The sequence below is a fragment of the Massilia sp. LC238 genome (assembly GCF_000735635.1).
Classification (GTDB): domain Bacteria; phylum Pseudomonadota; class Gammaproteobacteria; order Burkholderiales; family Burkholderiaceae_D; genus Telluria; species Telluria varians.
The window spans coordinates 145944-161473 of the sequence record NZ_JNNN01000039.1; the positions used below are offsets into that span (position 1 = coordinate 145944).

Annotated in this window: 14 protein-coding genes; 8 read left to right on the top strand and 6 right to left on the bottom strand. The window is 67.4% G+C overall.

The window, feature by feature from the left end; translation table 11 throughout:
- Position 1 precedes the first annotated feature (1 nt).
- The 7 genes from FG94_RS11480 (at position 2) to FG94_RS11510 (ending at position 6472) form a co-directional block, all read left to right on the top strand.
- On the top strand, positions 2-802 hold the full coding sequence (locus FG94_RS11480; RefSeq protein WP_036211354.1) for an ABC transporter ATP-binding protein: 801 nt from the start codon (positions 2-4) through the stop codon (positions 800-802).
- A complete protein-coding gene (locus FG94_RS11485; protein WP_036211357.1) occupies positions 795-1532 on the top strand; it encodes an ABC transporter ATP-binding protein in 738 nt (245 codons plus the stop codon). The genes FG94_RS11480 and FG94_RS11485 overlap by 8 nt, the downstream gene beginning before the upstream one ends.
- 8 nt (positions 1533-1540) lie before the next feature.
- The gene (locus FG94_RS11490) at positions 1541-2563 is read left to right on the top strand and encodes a branched-chain amino acid ABC transporter permease (RefSeq protein WP_036211360.1); all 1023 of its coding nucleotides are present in this window, start codon (positions 1541-1543) and stop codon (positions 2561-2563) included.
- Between the two features lie 5 nt (positions 2564-2568).
- Positions 2569-3651, top strand: coding sequence for a branched-chain amino acid ABC transporter permease (locus FG94_RS11495; protein WP_036211521.1), 1083 nt, complete (start codon positions 2569-2571; stop codon positions 3649-3651).
- A gap of 235 nt (positions 3652-3886) precedes the next feature.
- Positions 3887-4591, top strand: coding sequence for a choice-of-anchor J family PEP-CTERM protein (locus FG94_RS11500; protein ID WP_051996508.1), 705 nt, complete (start codon positions 3887-3889; stop codon positions 4589-4591).
- Positions 4592-4601: 10 nt separating this feature from the next.
- Positions 4602-5012, top strand: coding sequence for a post-PEP-CTERM-1 domain-containing protein (locus tag FG94_RS11505; RefSeq protein ID WP_036211363.1), 411 nt, complete (start codon positions 4602-4604; stop codon positions 5010-5012).
- Positions 5009-6472 carry a PA domain-containing protein gene (locus tag FG94_RS11510; RefSeq protein ID WP_051996509.1) on the top strand — a complete coding sequence of 488 codons (1464 nt, stop codon included), beginning with the start codon at positions 5009-5011 and terminating at the stop codon, positions 6470-6472. Before FG94_RS11505 ends, FG94_RS11510 begins: the two co-directional genes overlap by 4 nt.
- Positions 6473-6591: 119 nt before the next feature.
- Here the strand turns inward: FG94_RS11510 and ppa are convergent, their stop codons facing one another.
- The 5 genes from ppa to hemC all read right to left on the bottom strand — a co-directional run bounded on the left by ppa (position 6592) and on the right by hemC (position 11291).
- Positions 6592-7131, bottom strand: a complete 540-nt coding sequence (ppa, locus tag FG94_RS11515) for an inorganic diphosphatase (RefSeq protein WP_036211366.1) — start codon at positions 7129-7131, stop codon at positions 6592-6594.
- Between the two features lie 104 nt (positions 7132-7235).
- A complete protein-coding gene (locus FG94_RS11520; RefSeq protein WP_081925935.1) occupies positions 7236-8432 on the bottom strand; it encodes a heme biosynthesis protein HemY in 1197 nt (398 codons plus the stop codon).
- Between the two features lies 1 nt (position 8433).
- On the bottom strand, positions 8434-9573 hold the full coding sequence (locus tag FG94_RS11525; protein WP_036211369.1) for a uroporphyrinogen-III C-methyltransferase: 1140 nt from the start codon (positions 9571-9573) through the stop codon (positions 8434-8436).
- On the bottom strand, positions 9570-10343 hold the full coding sequence (locus FG94_RS11530) for a uroporphyrinogen-III synthase (RefSeq protein WP_036211372.1): 774 nt from the start codon (positions 10341-10343) through the stop codon (positions 9570-9572). The genes FG94_RS11525 and FG94_RS11530 overlap by 4 nt, the downstream gene beginning before the upstream one ends.
- A 3-nt stretch (positions 10344-10346) precedes the next feature.
- Entirely contained in the window at positions 10347-11291 is a 945-nt protein-coding gene (gene hemC / locus FG94_RS11535; RefSeq protein ID WP_229445926.1) for a hydroxymethylbilane synthase, read from the bottom strand.
- A gap of 225 nt (positions 11292-11516) precedes the next feature.
- On the opposite strand from hemC, the gene ppc reads away from it, so the two are divergent.
- Positions 11517-14321 carry a phosphoenolpyruvate carboxylase gene (gene ppc, locus FG94_RS11540; protein ID WP_036211378.1) on the top strand — a complete coding sequence of 935 codons (2805 nt, stop codon included), beginning with the start codon at positions 11517-11519 and terminating at the stop codon, positions 14319-14321.
- 127 nt (positions 14322-14448) lie between these two features.
- Here the strand turns inward: ppc and FG94_RS26000 are convergent, their stop codons facing one another.
- Complete coding sequence (locus tag FG94_RS26000; protein ID WP_051996511.1) at positions 14449-15477, bottom strand: hypothetical protein; 1029 nt, start codon at positions 15475-15477, stop codon at positions 14449-14451.
- Positions 15478-15530 lie beyond the last annotated feature (53 nt).

Below are 15530 nucleotides of genomic sequence, written 5' to 3' on the forward strand. Positions count from 1 at the left end.
CATGACGGCTCCCGCATCGCTGCAGTCCGCTGCACCTTCCTTGTCCACCCGCGACCTGACGATCCGCTTCGGCGGCCACGTCGCGGTGAACGCGGTCACGGCGGACTTCCATCCCGGCACCCTGACGGTCATCGTCGGGCCCAACGGCGCCGGCAAGACCACCTATTTCAACCTGGTGTCGGGGCAGTTGGCGGCCACCTCGGGCAGCGTGTTGGTGAACGGCCGGGACATCACCCGCGCCGGCGCCGCCAAGCGCACCCGTTTGGGAGTAGGCCGGGCCTTCCAGCTCACCAACCTCTTCCCCAACCTGACGGTGGCGGAAAACGTGCGCCTGGCGGTGCAGAGCCGCGCCGGCCTAGGCCTGAATTTCTTCTCGATCTGGTCGAGCCATCGGGAACTGATCGCGCGCGCCGAGCATTACCTGGAGCGCGTGGGCCTGGTCAAGCGCCGCGACGCCTGGGTCGCGACGCTCTCGCACGGCGACCAGCGCAAGCTGGAAGTGGCGATCCTGCTGGCGCTGGAACCCAGCATCATGATGTTCGACGAACCCACCGCCGGCATGAGCGTGGACGAAGTGCCGGTGGTGCTCGACCTGATCCATGCCGTCAAGCAGGAGCGCAACAAGACCGTGCTGCTGGTCGAGCACAAGATGGACGTGGTGCGCGCCCTGGCCGACCGCATCATCGTGCTGCACAACGGCACCCTGGTCGCGGACGGCAAGCCGGCTGAAGTCATGCAATCGAAGATCGTACAGGAAGCCTATCTTGGAACACCTGAATCAACAAACCTCGCCCATGCCTGATACCTCCAACGAGCCGCTGCTCGTCCTGAAGGGCGTGCACACCCACATCGGCCAGTACCACATCCTGCAGGGCGTCGACCTGGTGGTCCCGCGCGGCGGCCTGTCGATCCTGCTGGGCCGCAACGGCGCCGGCAAGACCACGACCCTGCGCACCATCATGGGCCTGTGGAAGGCCAGCGCCGGCTCCATCACGTTCGAGGGCCGCGACATCACGAAGATGGCCACGCCCGACATCTCGCGCTCAGGAATAGCCTACGTCCCGGAAAGCATGGCCGTGTTCTCCGACCTGACGGTGCGCGAAAACCTGTACCTCGCCGCCCGGAATGGTCCTTTGGACGGGGCACGCGTGGACTGGATCTGCAGCTTCTTCCCGGCGCTGAAGAAATTCTGGAACTACCCGGCCGGGAACCTCTCGGGCGGCCAGAAGCAGATGGTGGCGATCGCGCGCGCGATCGTCGAGCCGAGGAAGCTCCTGCTGGTCGACGAACCGACCAAGGGCCTGGCCCCGGCCATCATCCAGAGCCTGATGGCCGCCTTCCGCGAGCTGAAGGACACCAGCACCAGCATCCTGCTGGTCGAGCAGAACTTCAACTTCGTTCGTTCGCTGGGCGACACGGTCAGCGTGATGGACGACGGCCGCGTCGTGCATGCGGGCTCGATGGCGGCGCTGGCGGACGACGACGAGCTGCAACAGCGCCTGCTCGGCCTGTCTTTGGATTCACATCAATAGGAATCACCATGAGTGCAAGCCTTCCCATTGCCAGCAAGGACACACCTTTGCCAAGCGCGCCGCGCGACATCGCGCCGCTGCTCCTGGTGCCGGTCCTGATGCTGGCCATGCTGCCCCTGGTCGGCAGCTTCCCCACCTGGGTCACCCTGACCGTCGCCGGCCTGGCGATGGGCATGATGATCTTCATCATGGCGAGCGGCCTGACCCTCGTGTTCGGCCTGATGAGCGTGCTGAACTTCGGCCACGGCGCCTTCGTGTCGGTCGGCGCCTTCGCGGCGACCATGGTGCTGCTGCCGATGCGCGGCTGGCTCGAGATGGACTCGCTCCTGATCAACCTGGGCGTGCTGGCGCTGGCCATCACGGTGGCGATGGTCGTTACCGCGCTATTAGGCTGGGCGTTCGAGCGGGTGATCATCATGCCGGTCTACGGCCAGCACCTGAAGCAGATCCTGATCACCATGGGCGGCATGATCGTGGCCGAGCAGCTGATCCATGTGATCTGGGGCGCCGAGACCATCGCCCTGCCGCTGCCGACCGCGCTGCGCGGCGCCATCTTCCTGGGTGACGCGGCGATCGAGAAATACCGCCTGGTGGCGGTGGTGATCGGCCTGCTGGTTTTTGTGGGCATGTTCCTGACCCTGAACCGCAGCAAGATCGGCCTCCTGATCCGCGCCGGCGTCGAGAACGGCGAGATGGTGGAAGCGCTCGGCTACCGCATCAAGCGCCTGTTCGTGATCGTGTTCGCGGCCGGTTCGGCGCTGGCCGGCATGGGCGGCGTGCTGTGGGGCCTGTACAAGGAAACGCTGACCGCCGCCATGGGCGGCGAGATGATGGTGCTGATCTTCATCGTCATCATCATCGGCGGCCTCGGTTCCGTGGGCGGCTGCTTCATCGGCGCCCTGCTCATGGCGCTGGTTACCAACTATGCCGGTTTCCTGGCCCCAAAAGTAGCGCTGGTCTCGAACATCATCCTGATGATCGCGATCCTGCTGTGGCGTCCGGCCGGCCTGTACTCGAAGATGCGGGGTTGATGAACATGCTGCACCGACTTTTATCCGCCGACATGCCGCGCAGCCGCCTGCTGGCAGCAAGCCTGCTCCTGATCCTGCTGGGACTGGCCTTCGCGCCCTTCCTGTTCTCGGGCGCGCGTCCGCTCAACACCGCCGCCACGATCTGCGTCTACATCGTGCTGGTGGCGTCCTATGACCTGCTGCTGGGCTACACGGGCATCGTCTCTTTCGCCCACACCATGTTCTACGGGATCGGCGCCTACGGCATCGGCCTCGGGCTGGCGCGCGTGGACGAGCCGACCTGGAGCGCGGCGCTGACCGGCCTCGGCATCGCCCTGCTGCTGGCGCTGGCCCTGGCCCTGGTGGTCGGCCTGTTCGCCCTGCGCGTACGCGCCATCTTCTACGCCATGATCACGCTGGCGGTCGCTTCCTCGTTCGCGGTGCTGGCCTCGCAGCTGTCGGACTTCACCGGCGGCGAGGACGGCATCACCTTCAGCGTGCCGGAAGTGCTCACGCCCGGCTTCACGCTGATGGAAAACGAGGTCTTCGGGCGCTCGATCGACGGCAAGCTGCTCACCTATTATCTGGTGTTCTTCGGGTCCCTGGTACTGTTCCTGTTCCTGCTGCGATTGGTGAATTCGCCGTTCGGCCGGGTATTGCAGGCGATCCGCGAGAACGAGTTCCGCGCCGAGGCGCTGGGCTACCGCACCATGACCTACCGCATCTGGGCCAACTGCCTGGCGGCGCTGGTGGCGGCGCTGGCCGGCGCGCTGATGGCCCTGTGGCTGCGCTACGTGGGCCCGGACACCTCGCTCGGCTTCAAGGTGATGACCGACATCCTGCTGATCGTCGTCATCGGCGGCATGGGCACGATGTACGGCGCGGTGGTGGGCGCGGCCCTGTTCATCATCGCGCAGAACTACCTGCAAGTCCTGATGAAGCGTGGCTCGGATGCCATGGAAGGCGTGCCGCTGCTGGCGGAATTGATCCATCCGGACCGCTGGATGCTGTGGCTGGGCGTGCTGTTCATCCTGTCGATCTATTTCTTCCCGATCGGGATCGTCGGCAAGCTCAGGTTGCGCAGTTTCCTGGCGCGGCAAGCCAGGTAAGCCTTACCTTTATTTCTCAGCAGCAGCTCTCGGCCTCCCCTGCGGAGGCCGTTTGCTTTTTCGCGATTTAGTTCCCCTTCCGCCCTTGACTCGGGCCGAGCCCCGGTCCACCCGCATTGAATGAACATCAAGCTTGCTCGTCGGCCTGCCCATACCATAAAGACAATATGGGCTCGCCGTCAGCCAGCGCGCGTGGATCACCATTTTCTTTCTGGCTCAGTACGAAAGGGGAATCATGAAGCGACTTACCTCACTCGCCGGCGCGGCGCTCGTCGCGGCGGCCACGTGGGCGCCACTGCCGGGCCATGCCGCGGGCCTTGTCGTCCTCGACGAAGGCTTCGGCAGCGTGGCCGGCCTGTCCGACTGGGCGCAAATCAACCGCAGCACGCCACCCGGGAACGCATGGTTCCAGGGCAATACCAGCATTTTCTCCGCACAGTCGGGCGCAGCCGGCTCGTATGCCGGCGTCAACTACCTGAGCGCCGCCAACGGCCTCGGCCTGGTGTACAACTGGCTGATCACCCCGACCCTGTCGCTGAACGGCCTGACCACCCTGTCCTTCTTCACCAACCGCGCGCCCGATCCCGGCTTCTTCGACCAGCTCGAGGTGCGCTTCAGCTACGGCGGCAATACCAGCGCCGACGGCTTCGACACCCTGCTCCTGACCATCGGCGGCGAGAACAGTTTTCCCACGCAGTGGGCGCAATGGACGACGAGCCTCGATGTCCAAGGAGAAGGACGCTTCGCTTTCCGCTACCTCGGTAATGCCGAGACGCTTTCCTACATCGGGCTCGACACCGTCAAGGTGGTCACCGCCGTGCCGGAGCCGTCGACTTACCTGATGCTGCTGGCGGGCCTCGGCGCCGTCGGGGCGCATGCCCGGCGCCTGCGCAGGCGGGCGCCGGCGCCATCCGTCAAAGAGGCGCCCCCCACCGTTTGAGGAGAATGCCATGTTCATCCATAAATTGATGTGCTTCCTGCCGCTTGCCGCGCTGGCCCTCCCCGCCTGCGCCCAGCAAACCGAATCCCAGGCGGCGCCAGCCCAGCAGGGAATGGTGGTCGTGCGCGACGCCGACACCGGCGAACTGCGCGCCCCCACCGCGGACGAGGCGCGCGCCCTGCACCCGCGCACCAACGCCTCGGCGGCGGGCGTGGCCGCGCCCGCGCCGAAGATGGTCACCGGTCCCGGCGGACGCCGCTCGGTCCAGCTCGGCGAACGCGGCATGGTGTATTCGGTCGTCACCCGCGGCGCCGATGGCAAGCTCGAGGAGCAATGCGTGCACGGCGCGCATGCCGCCGACCATGCGGTCCAGGGCGCGCACCAGCACGGCGCCGCCACGCAAGAGGAGCATCGCCAATGAAAGCTGCCCAGTTCACCGCCCACCTGCGCAGTCTCGCCGCCACGCTGGCCTGCGCGCTTGCCGCCACCTTTGCCGTCATGCTCGGCGGCATCGGCGCCGCGCAGGCGGCCGCCACCATCGTCATCGTCAACCTGAACGCGCCCGGCGAAGGCTTCAACGACCCGACGCCGGCCGCACCCGTCGGGGGCAACACCGGCACCACGCTGGGCGCCCAGCGCCTGATCGCCTTCCAGCGCGCAGCAAGCATCTGGGGCGCCACGCTCGACAGCCCCGTGACGATCCGCATCGGCGCCGCCTTCGTGCCCCTGTCGTGCACGGCCAGCGGCGCGGTGCTCGGTTCCGCCGGCGCCGCCGAGATCTGGACCGATTTCCCGAACGCGCCGCGCGCCAACACCTGGTATCCGGCGGCGCTGGCCAGCAAGCTGGCCGGCGCCGACCTGACCGCGCCGGAAGAGCCGCACATCATCGCGCGCTTCAACTCGCGCCTCGGCCTTTTCCCCGATTGCCTGCCGGGCTCGCCCTTCTACCTGGGCCTGGACCGGCGTGCCAACGGCCAGATCGACCTGGTCACGGTACTGCTGCACGAAATGGCGCACGGACTCGGTTTCCAGACCTTCACCGACGACGAAACGGGCGAGCTGTTCTTCGGCATCCCCTCGATCTGGGACTACTTCCTGGTGAACAACCGCAATAACATGCCCTGGGTGGCCATGACCGACGAGCAGCGCCGCATCTCCGCCATCACCTGGCGCGGCCTGTCCTGGAACGGCCCGAACGTCACCGCCGCGGTGCCGCGCGTGCTGGCGCCACGCAGCAACCTGAACATCGGCGGTGCGAACGCCGGGGCCGCCAGGGGCGATTACTACGTCGGCGATGCGTCCTTCGGTCCACCGGTCGGCGCCCGCGCCGTCAGCGGCCAGCTGATGCCGGTGGTCGACCAGCCCAACGGCACCGGGCTGGCCTGCACGCCACTCAGTTTCAACAATGCCCTGGCGGTGCGCAACAACATCGCCCTGGTGGACCGCGGCAGCTGCGATTTCGTCACCAAGGCGCGTAACGTGCAGGCGGCCGGCGCGATCGGCATGCTAGTGGTGGACAATGTTCCGGGTGACGTCATCGGCCTGAGCGGCGCCGATCCGAGCATCAGGATCCCGTCGCTGCGCATCACCTTGTCCGACGGCGTGGCCATCAAGGCGGCGCTGCAGCAGCGCTCGCGGACGATGTCGGGGGTGATCGCCACCTTCGGCATCGACCCCACCCGGCTGGCGGGCACCGACCGGCAACGGCGCATCCTGATGTACAGCCCCAGCATCAACCAGCCGGGGTCCTCGGTGTCGCACTACACCACCGAAGCCAAGCCGAACCAGCTGATGGAGCCGTCGATCAACGCTGACCTGCGGCACGTGGTCAGGCCGCCGTACGACCTGACCTTCCCGCTGCTGCGCGATATCGGCTGGTGATGCGCGGCTGGTAATGCGCGGCTGGTAATAAAAAAGCCGGCATCCCGATGAGGGACGCCGGCTTTTATCGCTTGCAAGGCGCGCTACGTGCGTTCACGCGGCGCGCCTTGCACCGGTGCTTATTCCTGGCCCTTGCGCTTGAACGCTTCGACGCCGCCCGTGATCTCGGCCTTGGCGGCTTCCGCATCGGCCCAGCCTTCGATCTTGACCCACTTGCCCGGCTCGAGGTCCTTGTAGTGCTCGAAGAAGTGCTGGATCTGCTGCAGGCGCAGTTCTTCCAGGTCTTCCAGCTTCTGGATCTTCTTGTACATCGGCAGGACTTTTTCGACCGGCACGGCGATGACCTTGGCGTCGCCGCCGCCGTCATCGGTCATCTTCAGCACGCCCAGCGCGCGGCAGCGCACCACCACGCCCGGCGGCAGCGGGAACGGGGTGATCACGAGCACGTCGCACGGGTCGCCGTCGTCGGCGATGGTCTGCGGCACGTAACCGTAGTTGCACGGATAGTGCATGGCGGTACCCATGAAGCGGTCGACGAAGATCGCGCCGCTGTCCTTGTCGACCTCGTACTTGACCGGGTCGGCGTTCATCGGGATCTCGATGATGACGTTGAAGTCGTTCGGCACGTCTTTGCCGGCTGGGACGTTATTCAGGCTCATGGAATTCCTTGCTTGCTGAAGTTTTAATAAGGTGCGTCATTATAGCGAAAGCGGCAAGCGGATGGCGCGTCCGGTGGCGGCGCGCATCCGCTGACAATCCGGCATCAGAGGATGCTGGCCAGCGCACATTGCCGGTAATGGTGCGCCGCTTCCCCTTCCTGCCGCAGCGCCTCATGCATCTGGGCCAGCTTGAGGTGCGCTTCGCGCACCATCGCCGCATCGAGGGCGTCCGACAGCGCCTGCTCCAGGTAGCGCTGCGCCTTGCCCCACAGCTTCTGCTTCAGGCATAAGGCGCCGAGGGTCAGGGCCAGCTCGGCGTCCCGCGGACGTTCCTTGAGCCAGGCCTCGCAGTGCTCGATCTGGGCCAGCAGCGAGGGCGAGCCGCTGGGGCCGGCCGCCTCGCGGTAGGCGCGCACCACACAGTCGTCCCAGTTGGCCTTGAGCGCCTCTTCGGCAATCTGGCGCGCCTCGTCGTGCAGGCCGCAGGCATTGAAGACATTGGCGGCGCGCGCCGCGACCGTGGGCAGGGTGCGCTCCGCCGCCGGTACGCCGGACCAGAGGCGGCGGATCGCTTCCGCATCGACGTTGCGCTCGGATAGCAGGGCTTCGTAGGCCAGCTCGCGCAGGCGCGTCGACAGCGCCGGATGCAGGGCCTTGCGCTTGTCCAGGATGCGCACCAGGCGCAGCACCTCCGGCCAGTTGCGCGCCTGCTGGTGGGCCTTCATCGACCATTGCAGCGCGTGGATGTGACGCTGGCCGCTGGCATTGAGTTCGGCGACCGCCTCGAGTGCGGCTTCCGGCTGGTGGTCGTCGACCAGCAGCTCGGTCACCGTCATCAGGCGCGCGGTCTTGAGCGTGTTGTCGTGGGCGATGCCGGCCAGCCAGGCGTCGCGCCGCGCCGGCTCGCGCATGCGGTGCGCGGCCCTGGCGCCGATCAGGGCCGCCAGGCCGGCGTTTTCCGGCAGCTCGGCGGCGCGCATGGCGGCTTTCTCGGCGTGGCCGAAGCGGCCTTCGAACAGGGCCTTGAGTGCGTCGCGCAAGCCCTTGTTGCCTTCGCGCTCGCGCTTGCGCTGGCGATAGGCGGCCACGCGCTGTGGCATCTTGAGGGTGGATTTCAGCGCCCGCACCAGGCCGTAGAAGGTCAGGAACAGCAGCACCAGCAGCACGACGAACAGGTTGAGCGACATGTCGAGCCGGTGCGGCGGGTAGAACAGCACCACGTTGCCCGGGTTGAAGCGTGCCGTCACGGCAATGCCGATGGCCGCGGCCATCAGGGCGACTAACCAGAGGAGGAGCCGCATCTTATTGCTTCGCCTTGTAGTTGCGCACTGCGTTCAGGCTCTCGGACAGCGTCGGCATCTCGATCGTCAGGTTGTTCGCCTGCACCTGGCGCAGCGCGGCCTGCGCCGACTGGGTGGCACGGGCGCGGGTGTCGAAATACTTGAGCAGGATTTCCTGGCTGCTGGCCAGGTCGTCGCGGAAGGTCGCCTCGTTGCGCGACAGCAGGGCCAGGCGCGCGTTCAGCAGGCGCAGCTTCAGGTTCTCGCGCACGAAGAAGGACTCGGTGGGCGAGAGCATCAGCGCTTCCGGCGTGTCGACGCTGCGCACGCGCACCAGCTGGCGCACGTCGTCCCACATCTCCTGGCTCCAGTTGCGCCAGGTCTGGATCATGCGCTGGCCCAGGCTCAGCTTGTCCGGCGCGGCTTCGGCAGCGCCCTTGGCAACAACGCTGCCATCTGGCTTCCGGGTGCTGCGCACCGGGGCCGCCGGCAGCAGCGGCCTTTCGTCGGACAGCATCGGCAGCGTGTCGATCTGGGCGATGACGTTGTCCAGGCGCAGCGCGACGCCGGCCAGGTCGACCGCCGGCATCGCCTTCAGGCGCTCGATGTCGGCGCCGATGGCGCGGCGGATGTTCAGGAACTGCGGCTTGTCCGAACGGCCCAGCGAACGGTCGGCATTCTGCAGCGCGATCAGGGCGCCCTGCACGTTGCCGGCCAGCTGCAATTGCTGGCTGGCCGTGTTCAGGACCTGCTCGACCTCGGACAGCGCCCATTCGTCGCGGTTCTTCGACAGGTCCTGGTAGAGCTGCTCGAGCGCCAGCTGCTGGGTCTGGGCCTCGGACTGGCGGCTTTCAAGCACGCCGACCTTGATCTGCAACTCCTTGGCCGTATCCGATACCTCGCGCGCCAGCGCCGCGGTTTCGGCATTCACGGCGTTGCCTTTCTGCAGGCTTTGCGCCATGTCGCGGCGCAGGGTGTTGATGCGGTTGTGCGAGGTCCAGGTCTGCACGGCCAGCAACAGGGCCAGGATGGCGACCGCCGCCGGCAGGGGGCGCTGCAGCGCCTGGAGCAGCCCCTCCCCCCGCGACGCGGGCGCCGGCGCCTTCTGCAGCGTGACGCTGCCAGACGGGATGTGTTCTGGATTATTTTGTTGTTCGTTCATTCTTGAGATTGTATCGCGGCAAGTAAGCGTGCGTCGCCAGAACCCGTGAGGGTGATCCGATCGCATCCGAGCGCGCGCGCCGTCTCCGCTATCCGTGCGTGGGGAACGATCAGGTGCTGCGCCTGCAAGCGGGCCAGGCCGGTAGCGGGATCGCGCTCCCGCACCAGCCCCGCCAGGCCGCGCAAGGCTTCCGAACTCGTGATTATCCAGTCGTTTGGCCCTGCCAGCAAGGCGTCCAGCTCGGCCGCCAGCGCCGCGCTCAAGGACGGCACGCTGCGGCGATAGGCGGCGACCGGGGCGACCTGGGCGCCGGCCGCACGCAGGGTGTCGGCCATCAGTTCGCGCCCGCTTTCGCCGCGCACGATCAGCACGCGGCGCCCGGCGAAGGCCGACAGGTCCAGGCTGGCCAGCAGGTGTTCCGAATCGCTGTTGGCCGGATCAGGCGGGCAATGGATGGTGGCGTTCTCGTCCGTGACCCCGTGGCGGGCCAGCGCCGCGCGGCTGCCCTCCCCCACGACGCCGATCGGCACGCCGGCCGGCCAGCCGTCCAGGTGGGCAAAGGCGGCGTCCACCGCATTCGGCGAGACGAACACGACCATCGCACAGGACGCCAGCTCGGCCAGCGCGGCGCGCAGCGGCGCGCTATCGTCGAGCGGCGCGATCTCGAGCAGCGGCAGCACCACGGCCCGGCGCCCCAGCGCGCGCACGGCCTGGGCCAGCGGCTGCGCCTGGGCGCGCGGCCGGGTGATGACGACTGCCCGATCAGGCATGGGTCAACCGCCCTGGCTTGGCGCCGGCGATGCTTCGGCGGCCGTCTCCTGCGCCGCCTCCTGCTTGCACGCTTCCAGGATCGCATGCGCATCCTGGTCTTCCAGCAGGATCGCCACCTGCTCGCCCAGGAATTCGGGATGCTCCCAGGAGCCCGCCACCTCGGCCTGCGCGGTGCGCTGGCCGTCCGGGGTCGCGACCATCGCGCGCAGGCGCATGGCGGTGCCGGTGACGGTCGCAAAGGCCGCCAGCGGAATCTGGCAGCTGCCGCCGAAGATCTTCGAGACCTTGCGCTCGGCCGTGACGGCGCGCGCGGTGGCCTCGTGGTTCAGCGGCGCCAGGAGCGCGCGCAGGTCGACGCCGTCGCTGCGCGCGCTGCTGACGATCTCGATCGCCATCGCGCCCTGTCCGGCCGCCGGCAGGCTGTCTTCGGGTTCGAGCAAGGCGCGGATGCGCTGCGCCAGGCCGAGGCGCTTCAGGCCGGCCGCCGCCAGGATGATGGCGGCGTACTCGCCGCGGTCCAGCTTGCCCAGGCGGGTGTCGAGGTTGCCGCGCAGCGGCTTGATGACCAACTGCGGGTAGCGCGCGGCGATCAGGGCCTGGCGGCGCAGGCTGCTGGTGCCGACGATGCTGCCTGCCGGTAATGCATCCAGGCTGGCATAGTCGTTCGACACGAAGGCGTCGCGCGGGTCTTCGCGCTCGAGCACGGCGGCCAGCTCGAAGCCTTCCGGCAGTTCCATCGGCACGTCCTTGAGCGAGTGCACGGCCAGGTCGGCGCGGCCTTCGGCCATCGCCACTTCCAGCTCCTTGACGAACAGGCCCTTGCCGCCTACCTTGGAGAGCGTCCGGTCGAGGATCTGGTCGCCACGTGTTGTCATTCCGAGAATTTCAACGCTGCACTGCGGATATAATGCGGCGAGTCGGGCACGCACATGTTCCGCCTGCCACATGGCCAGGCGGCTCTCGCGGGATGCGATAATGAGCTTTTGAGGCGTCAGCTTCGCTGGCGCTTCCTGCGCCGATTCATTTGCTTTCAACACGGATTCTTTCACTGTCATCTAGCCTACCAGGACGATGCCGGTTAACGGCCCTTGCTCAAGATCACAAATTTTAGCATGGGGCCTCCTGCAGACGATGGCCAACCGCCATGCACTAACAATTCATTTGTGGTCGATATGGAAAACCCTGCTGCACTAGACAACCCTGCCGTACAGAGCGCCCTGGACAAGGACGCGCCATTGAAAGAAGACATCCGCCTGCTCGGCCGCCTGCTCGGCGACGTGCTGCGCGAACAGGAAGGCGAAGCCGTGTTCGAGGTGGTCGAGACCATCCGCCAGACGGCGGTGCGTTTCCGCCGCGATGCCGACCCGGTCGCCGGCGAGGAACTCACCACCCTGCTGCACCGGCTCACGCGCGACCAGACCATTTCGGTGGTGCGCGCCTTCTCCTACTTCTCGCACCTGGCCAACATCGCCGAGGACCAGCACCACATCCGCCGCCGCCGCGCCCACCTGATGCGCGGCGCGGCGCCGCGCCAGGGCAGCGTTGGCCACGCGCTCGGCAAGCTCGTCGATGCCGGCGTGCCGCGCGAGGTCGTCGAAGACTTCTTCAAGGACGCCCTGATCGCGCCGGTGCTCACCGCGCACCCGACCGAAGTGCAGCGCAAGAGCATCCTCGACGCCGAGCACGACATCGCGCGCCTGCTGGCCGAGCGCGACCGCGGCCTGACGCCCAAGGAACTCAATCGCAACACCCAGCTGCTGCAGGCGCGCATCGCCACCCTGTGGCAGACCCGCATGCTGCGCTACTCCAAGCTGACCGTCGCCGACGAGATCGACAACGCGCTGTCCTACTACCGCATTACTTTTCTCCGCGAAGTGCCGGGCCTGTACGACGACATCGAGGACGAGATCGCGTCCTGCTACGGCGGCGAAGCCAGGCTGGGCGAATCGCAGTACCTGCAGATGGGCAGCTGGATCGGCGGCGACCGCGACGGCAATCCGAACGTGAATGCCGACACCATGCGCCATGCGCTGGTGCGCCAGTCGACCACCATCCTCGACTTCTACCTGGACGAGGTGCACGCCCTCGGCGCCGAACTGTCCACCTCGACCCTGATGGTGCCGGTGACGCCGCAGATGCAGGCGCTGGCCGATGCCTCGGTCGACAATTCCCCGCACCGCAGCGACGAGCCCTACCGCCGCGCCCTGATCGGCATCTACGCGCGCCTGGCAGCCACCGCGCGCGAACTGGGCGTCGACCACATCCTGCGCAAGGAAGTCGGCGAAGCCCCGCCCTACCTCGACGCCGCTTTGTTCGCGGCCGACCTCGAGGTGCTGGCCGATTCGCTGCGCGCGAACCACGGCGCCGTCCTGGTCGAGCCGCGCCTGGCAGGCCTGAAGCGCGCCGCGCGCATCTTCGGCTTCCACCTGGCCTCGCTCGACATGCGCCAGAGTTCGGACGTGCACGAGCGCGTGCTGGCCGAGCTGTTCGCGCGCGCCGGCGCGCAAACGGACTACGCTGCCCTGGGCGAGGCGGACAAGGTCGCGCTGCTGCTGCGCGAACTGGCGCAGCCGCGCCCCCTGTATTCGCCCTACGAGAGCTATTCGGACGAGACCAATTCCGAGCTGGCGATCCTGCGCGCGGCGCGCGACATCCGCCAGCGCTACGGCAGCCGCGCGATCCGCAACTACATCATCTCGCACACCGAGACCGTGTCCGACCTGCTGGAAGTCCTGCTGCTGCAGAAGGAGACCGGCCTGATGCGGGTATCCAGCGGCACCAGCGACGTAATGGTGATCCCGCTGTTCGAGACCATCCCCGACCTGCAGCGCGCCAGCGGCATCATGGACGAGTGGATGTCGATCCCGCTGGTGGCCGGCGTCATCGAGCAGCAGGGCCGCCTGCAGGAGGTCATGCTCGGCTACTCGGACTCGAACAAGGACGGCGGCTTCCTGACCTCGAACTGGGAGCTGTACCAGGCCGAGCTCAAGCTGGTCGACGTGTTCGCCGCCAAGGGCGTCAAGCTGCGCCTGTTCCACGGCCGCGGCGGCACCGTGGGCCGCGGCGGCGGCCCGAGCTACGATGCGATCCGCGCCCAGCCGCCGGGCACCGTCAACGGCCAGATCAGGCTCACCGAACAGGGCGAGATCATCGCCTCGAAGTTCTCGAATCCGGAGATCGGCCGGCGCAACCTGGAACTGCTGGTGGCGGCGACCTTGGAGGCGAGCCTGGTGCCGCACCCGGCGGACGAGGTGAACAACGCCAGACTGGCGCGCTTTGAAGCCGTGATGGCCGAGCTGTCCGAGCGCGCCTACCGCGCCTACCGCAACCTGGTGTACGAGACTCCGGGTTTCACCGACTACTTCTTCAGCGCCACGCCGATCGCCGAGATCGCGGAACTGAACCTCGGTTCGCGTCCCGCTTCGCGCAAGTCGACCCGCCGCATCGAAGACCTGCGCGCGATTCCCTGGGGCTTCTCATGGGGCCAGTGCCGCCTGCTGCTGCCGGGCTGGTACGGCTTCGGCACCGCGGTGAGCGGCTGGCTGGCGGACGGCGACCGCGAGGAACGCCTGGCGCTGCTGCAGGAGATGCATGCAGGCTGGCCGTTCTTTGCGACCCTGCTGTCGAACATGGACATGGTGCTGGCCAAGACCGACCTGGCGATCGCCTCGCGCTATGCCGGGCTGGTGGCGGACGTGGAGCTGCGCGAGCGCATCTTCCGCCGCATCACCGCCGAGCATGGCGAAACGCTGCGCTGCCTGAAATCGGTGACGGGGGTGAGCGAACGGCTGGCGGGCAACCCGCTGCTGGCGCGCTCGATCCAGAACCGCTTCGCCTACCTCGACCCGCTGAACCACCTGCAGGTGGAGCTGATCCATCGCCGGCGCAAGCTGGGGGACAATGCGGATCCGCGGGTGCATCGCGGGATTCACTTGTCGATCAATGGGGTGGCGGCGGGCCTGAGAAATACCGGCTGAGCCGTTATTGTAGGGTGGGCGGGTCTTCCCGCCCACGCGGAGATAGATAGCGACTCCGCTTTCGCACCGGATGATCTTGCTGCTAACGATCACCGCGTGGGCGGAGAATCCGCCCACCCTACGAACATCAGCTGGAGCAGGCTCCCAGCACACTGCCCTTCTTCAGGAACGCCGGCACCGCATTCGGCGACACGCACACCTGCGCCCCCGGATTGCCCGCGCTGCCGGTCTTGTTACACACCATCACCTTGCCCTCGCCGCAGCGCGCATCGATCACGTTGACCGTGGTGCTGGCCTGCGCGAAGCAGCTTTCCGGGCTGCTTGCTTGCGCCGTGAAGCTGAAGCTGCCCGCAGCGCTCGGCGCGAAGCTGGTCACCGCGCCGCTGGCGGTCGACAGCCCACCGGCCGGGCTCCAGGTGAAGGTCGACGAACCCGCCGCATCGCTCGCAGTCAGGCTCACGCTCTGCGGACCGTAGCCCAGCGCGATCGTGTTCGCAGGCAGGCCGGTGGCTTCCCCTGGCCCCGGGCTCACGCTGATCGACGGCTGCGGCACGTGGCCCAGCACCCGCACCAGGCCTTCCGCGCTGGCGCTGTTGCCGCCCTTGTCGACGGCGCTCAGCACCACCTTCTGCGCGCCGATGTCAGAGCACGAGAAGCTGGTGCGCGAGGCCGTCAAGGACTCCACGCCCCAGTTGTCGCTGGTACCGCCATCGAGCTCGCTCGCGGCGATCGAGGCGCTGCCGTTGGCGAGCGTGACCGAGACCTCCCGGGTGCGCACGGTCGGCGCCTCGAAGTCGTTGCTGACCGTGCCCGCGCGCGCGCTCTCGGTGCTCAGGCGGTTCAGCGCCGTCACCGTGTAGTAGTAATACTGGCCCGGCGCGACGCTGGCGTCCGCGAAGGCGCTGGTGGCGGTGTCGGTCACGCCCAGCAGATTGGCCGGATTGTCCAGGTCCATCTCGCGATCCGGCGAGCGGTAGATGGCGTACTTGCGGGTCTTCTCGAGTTCGTCGCTACTCTCCGCCGCCGGCGCCCAGGCCAGGTTCACCGCGTTGTTCTCGCCCACGCTGGCCGCCAGGCCTGACGGTGCGCCGGGTGCCGCCGTGCCTTTCCAGGCCATGGTCGGCAGCAGTGCCGGACGCGCATAGGTGCTGTTCATCAGCGAAGTACGGTAGCCCAGCGGGTCGTTCTGCAGGAACTGGTGGCGGAAGT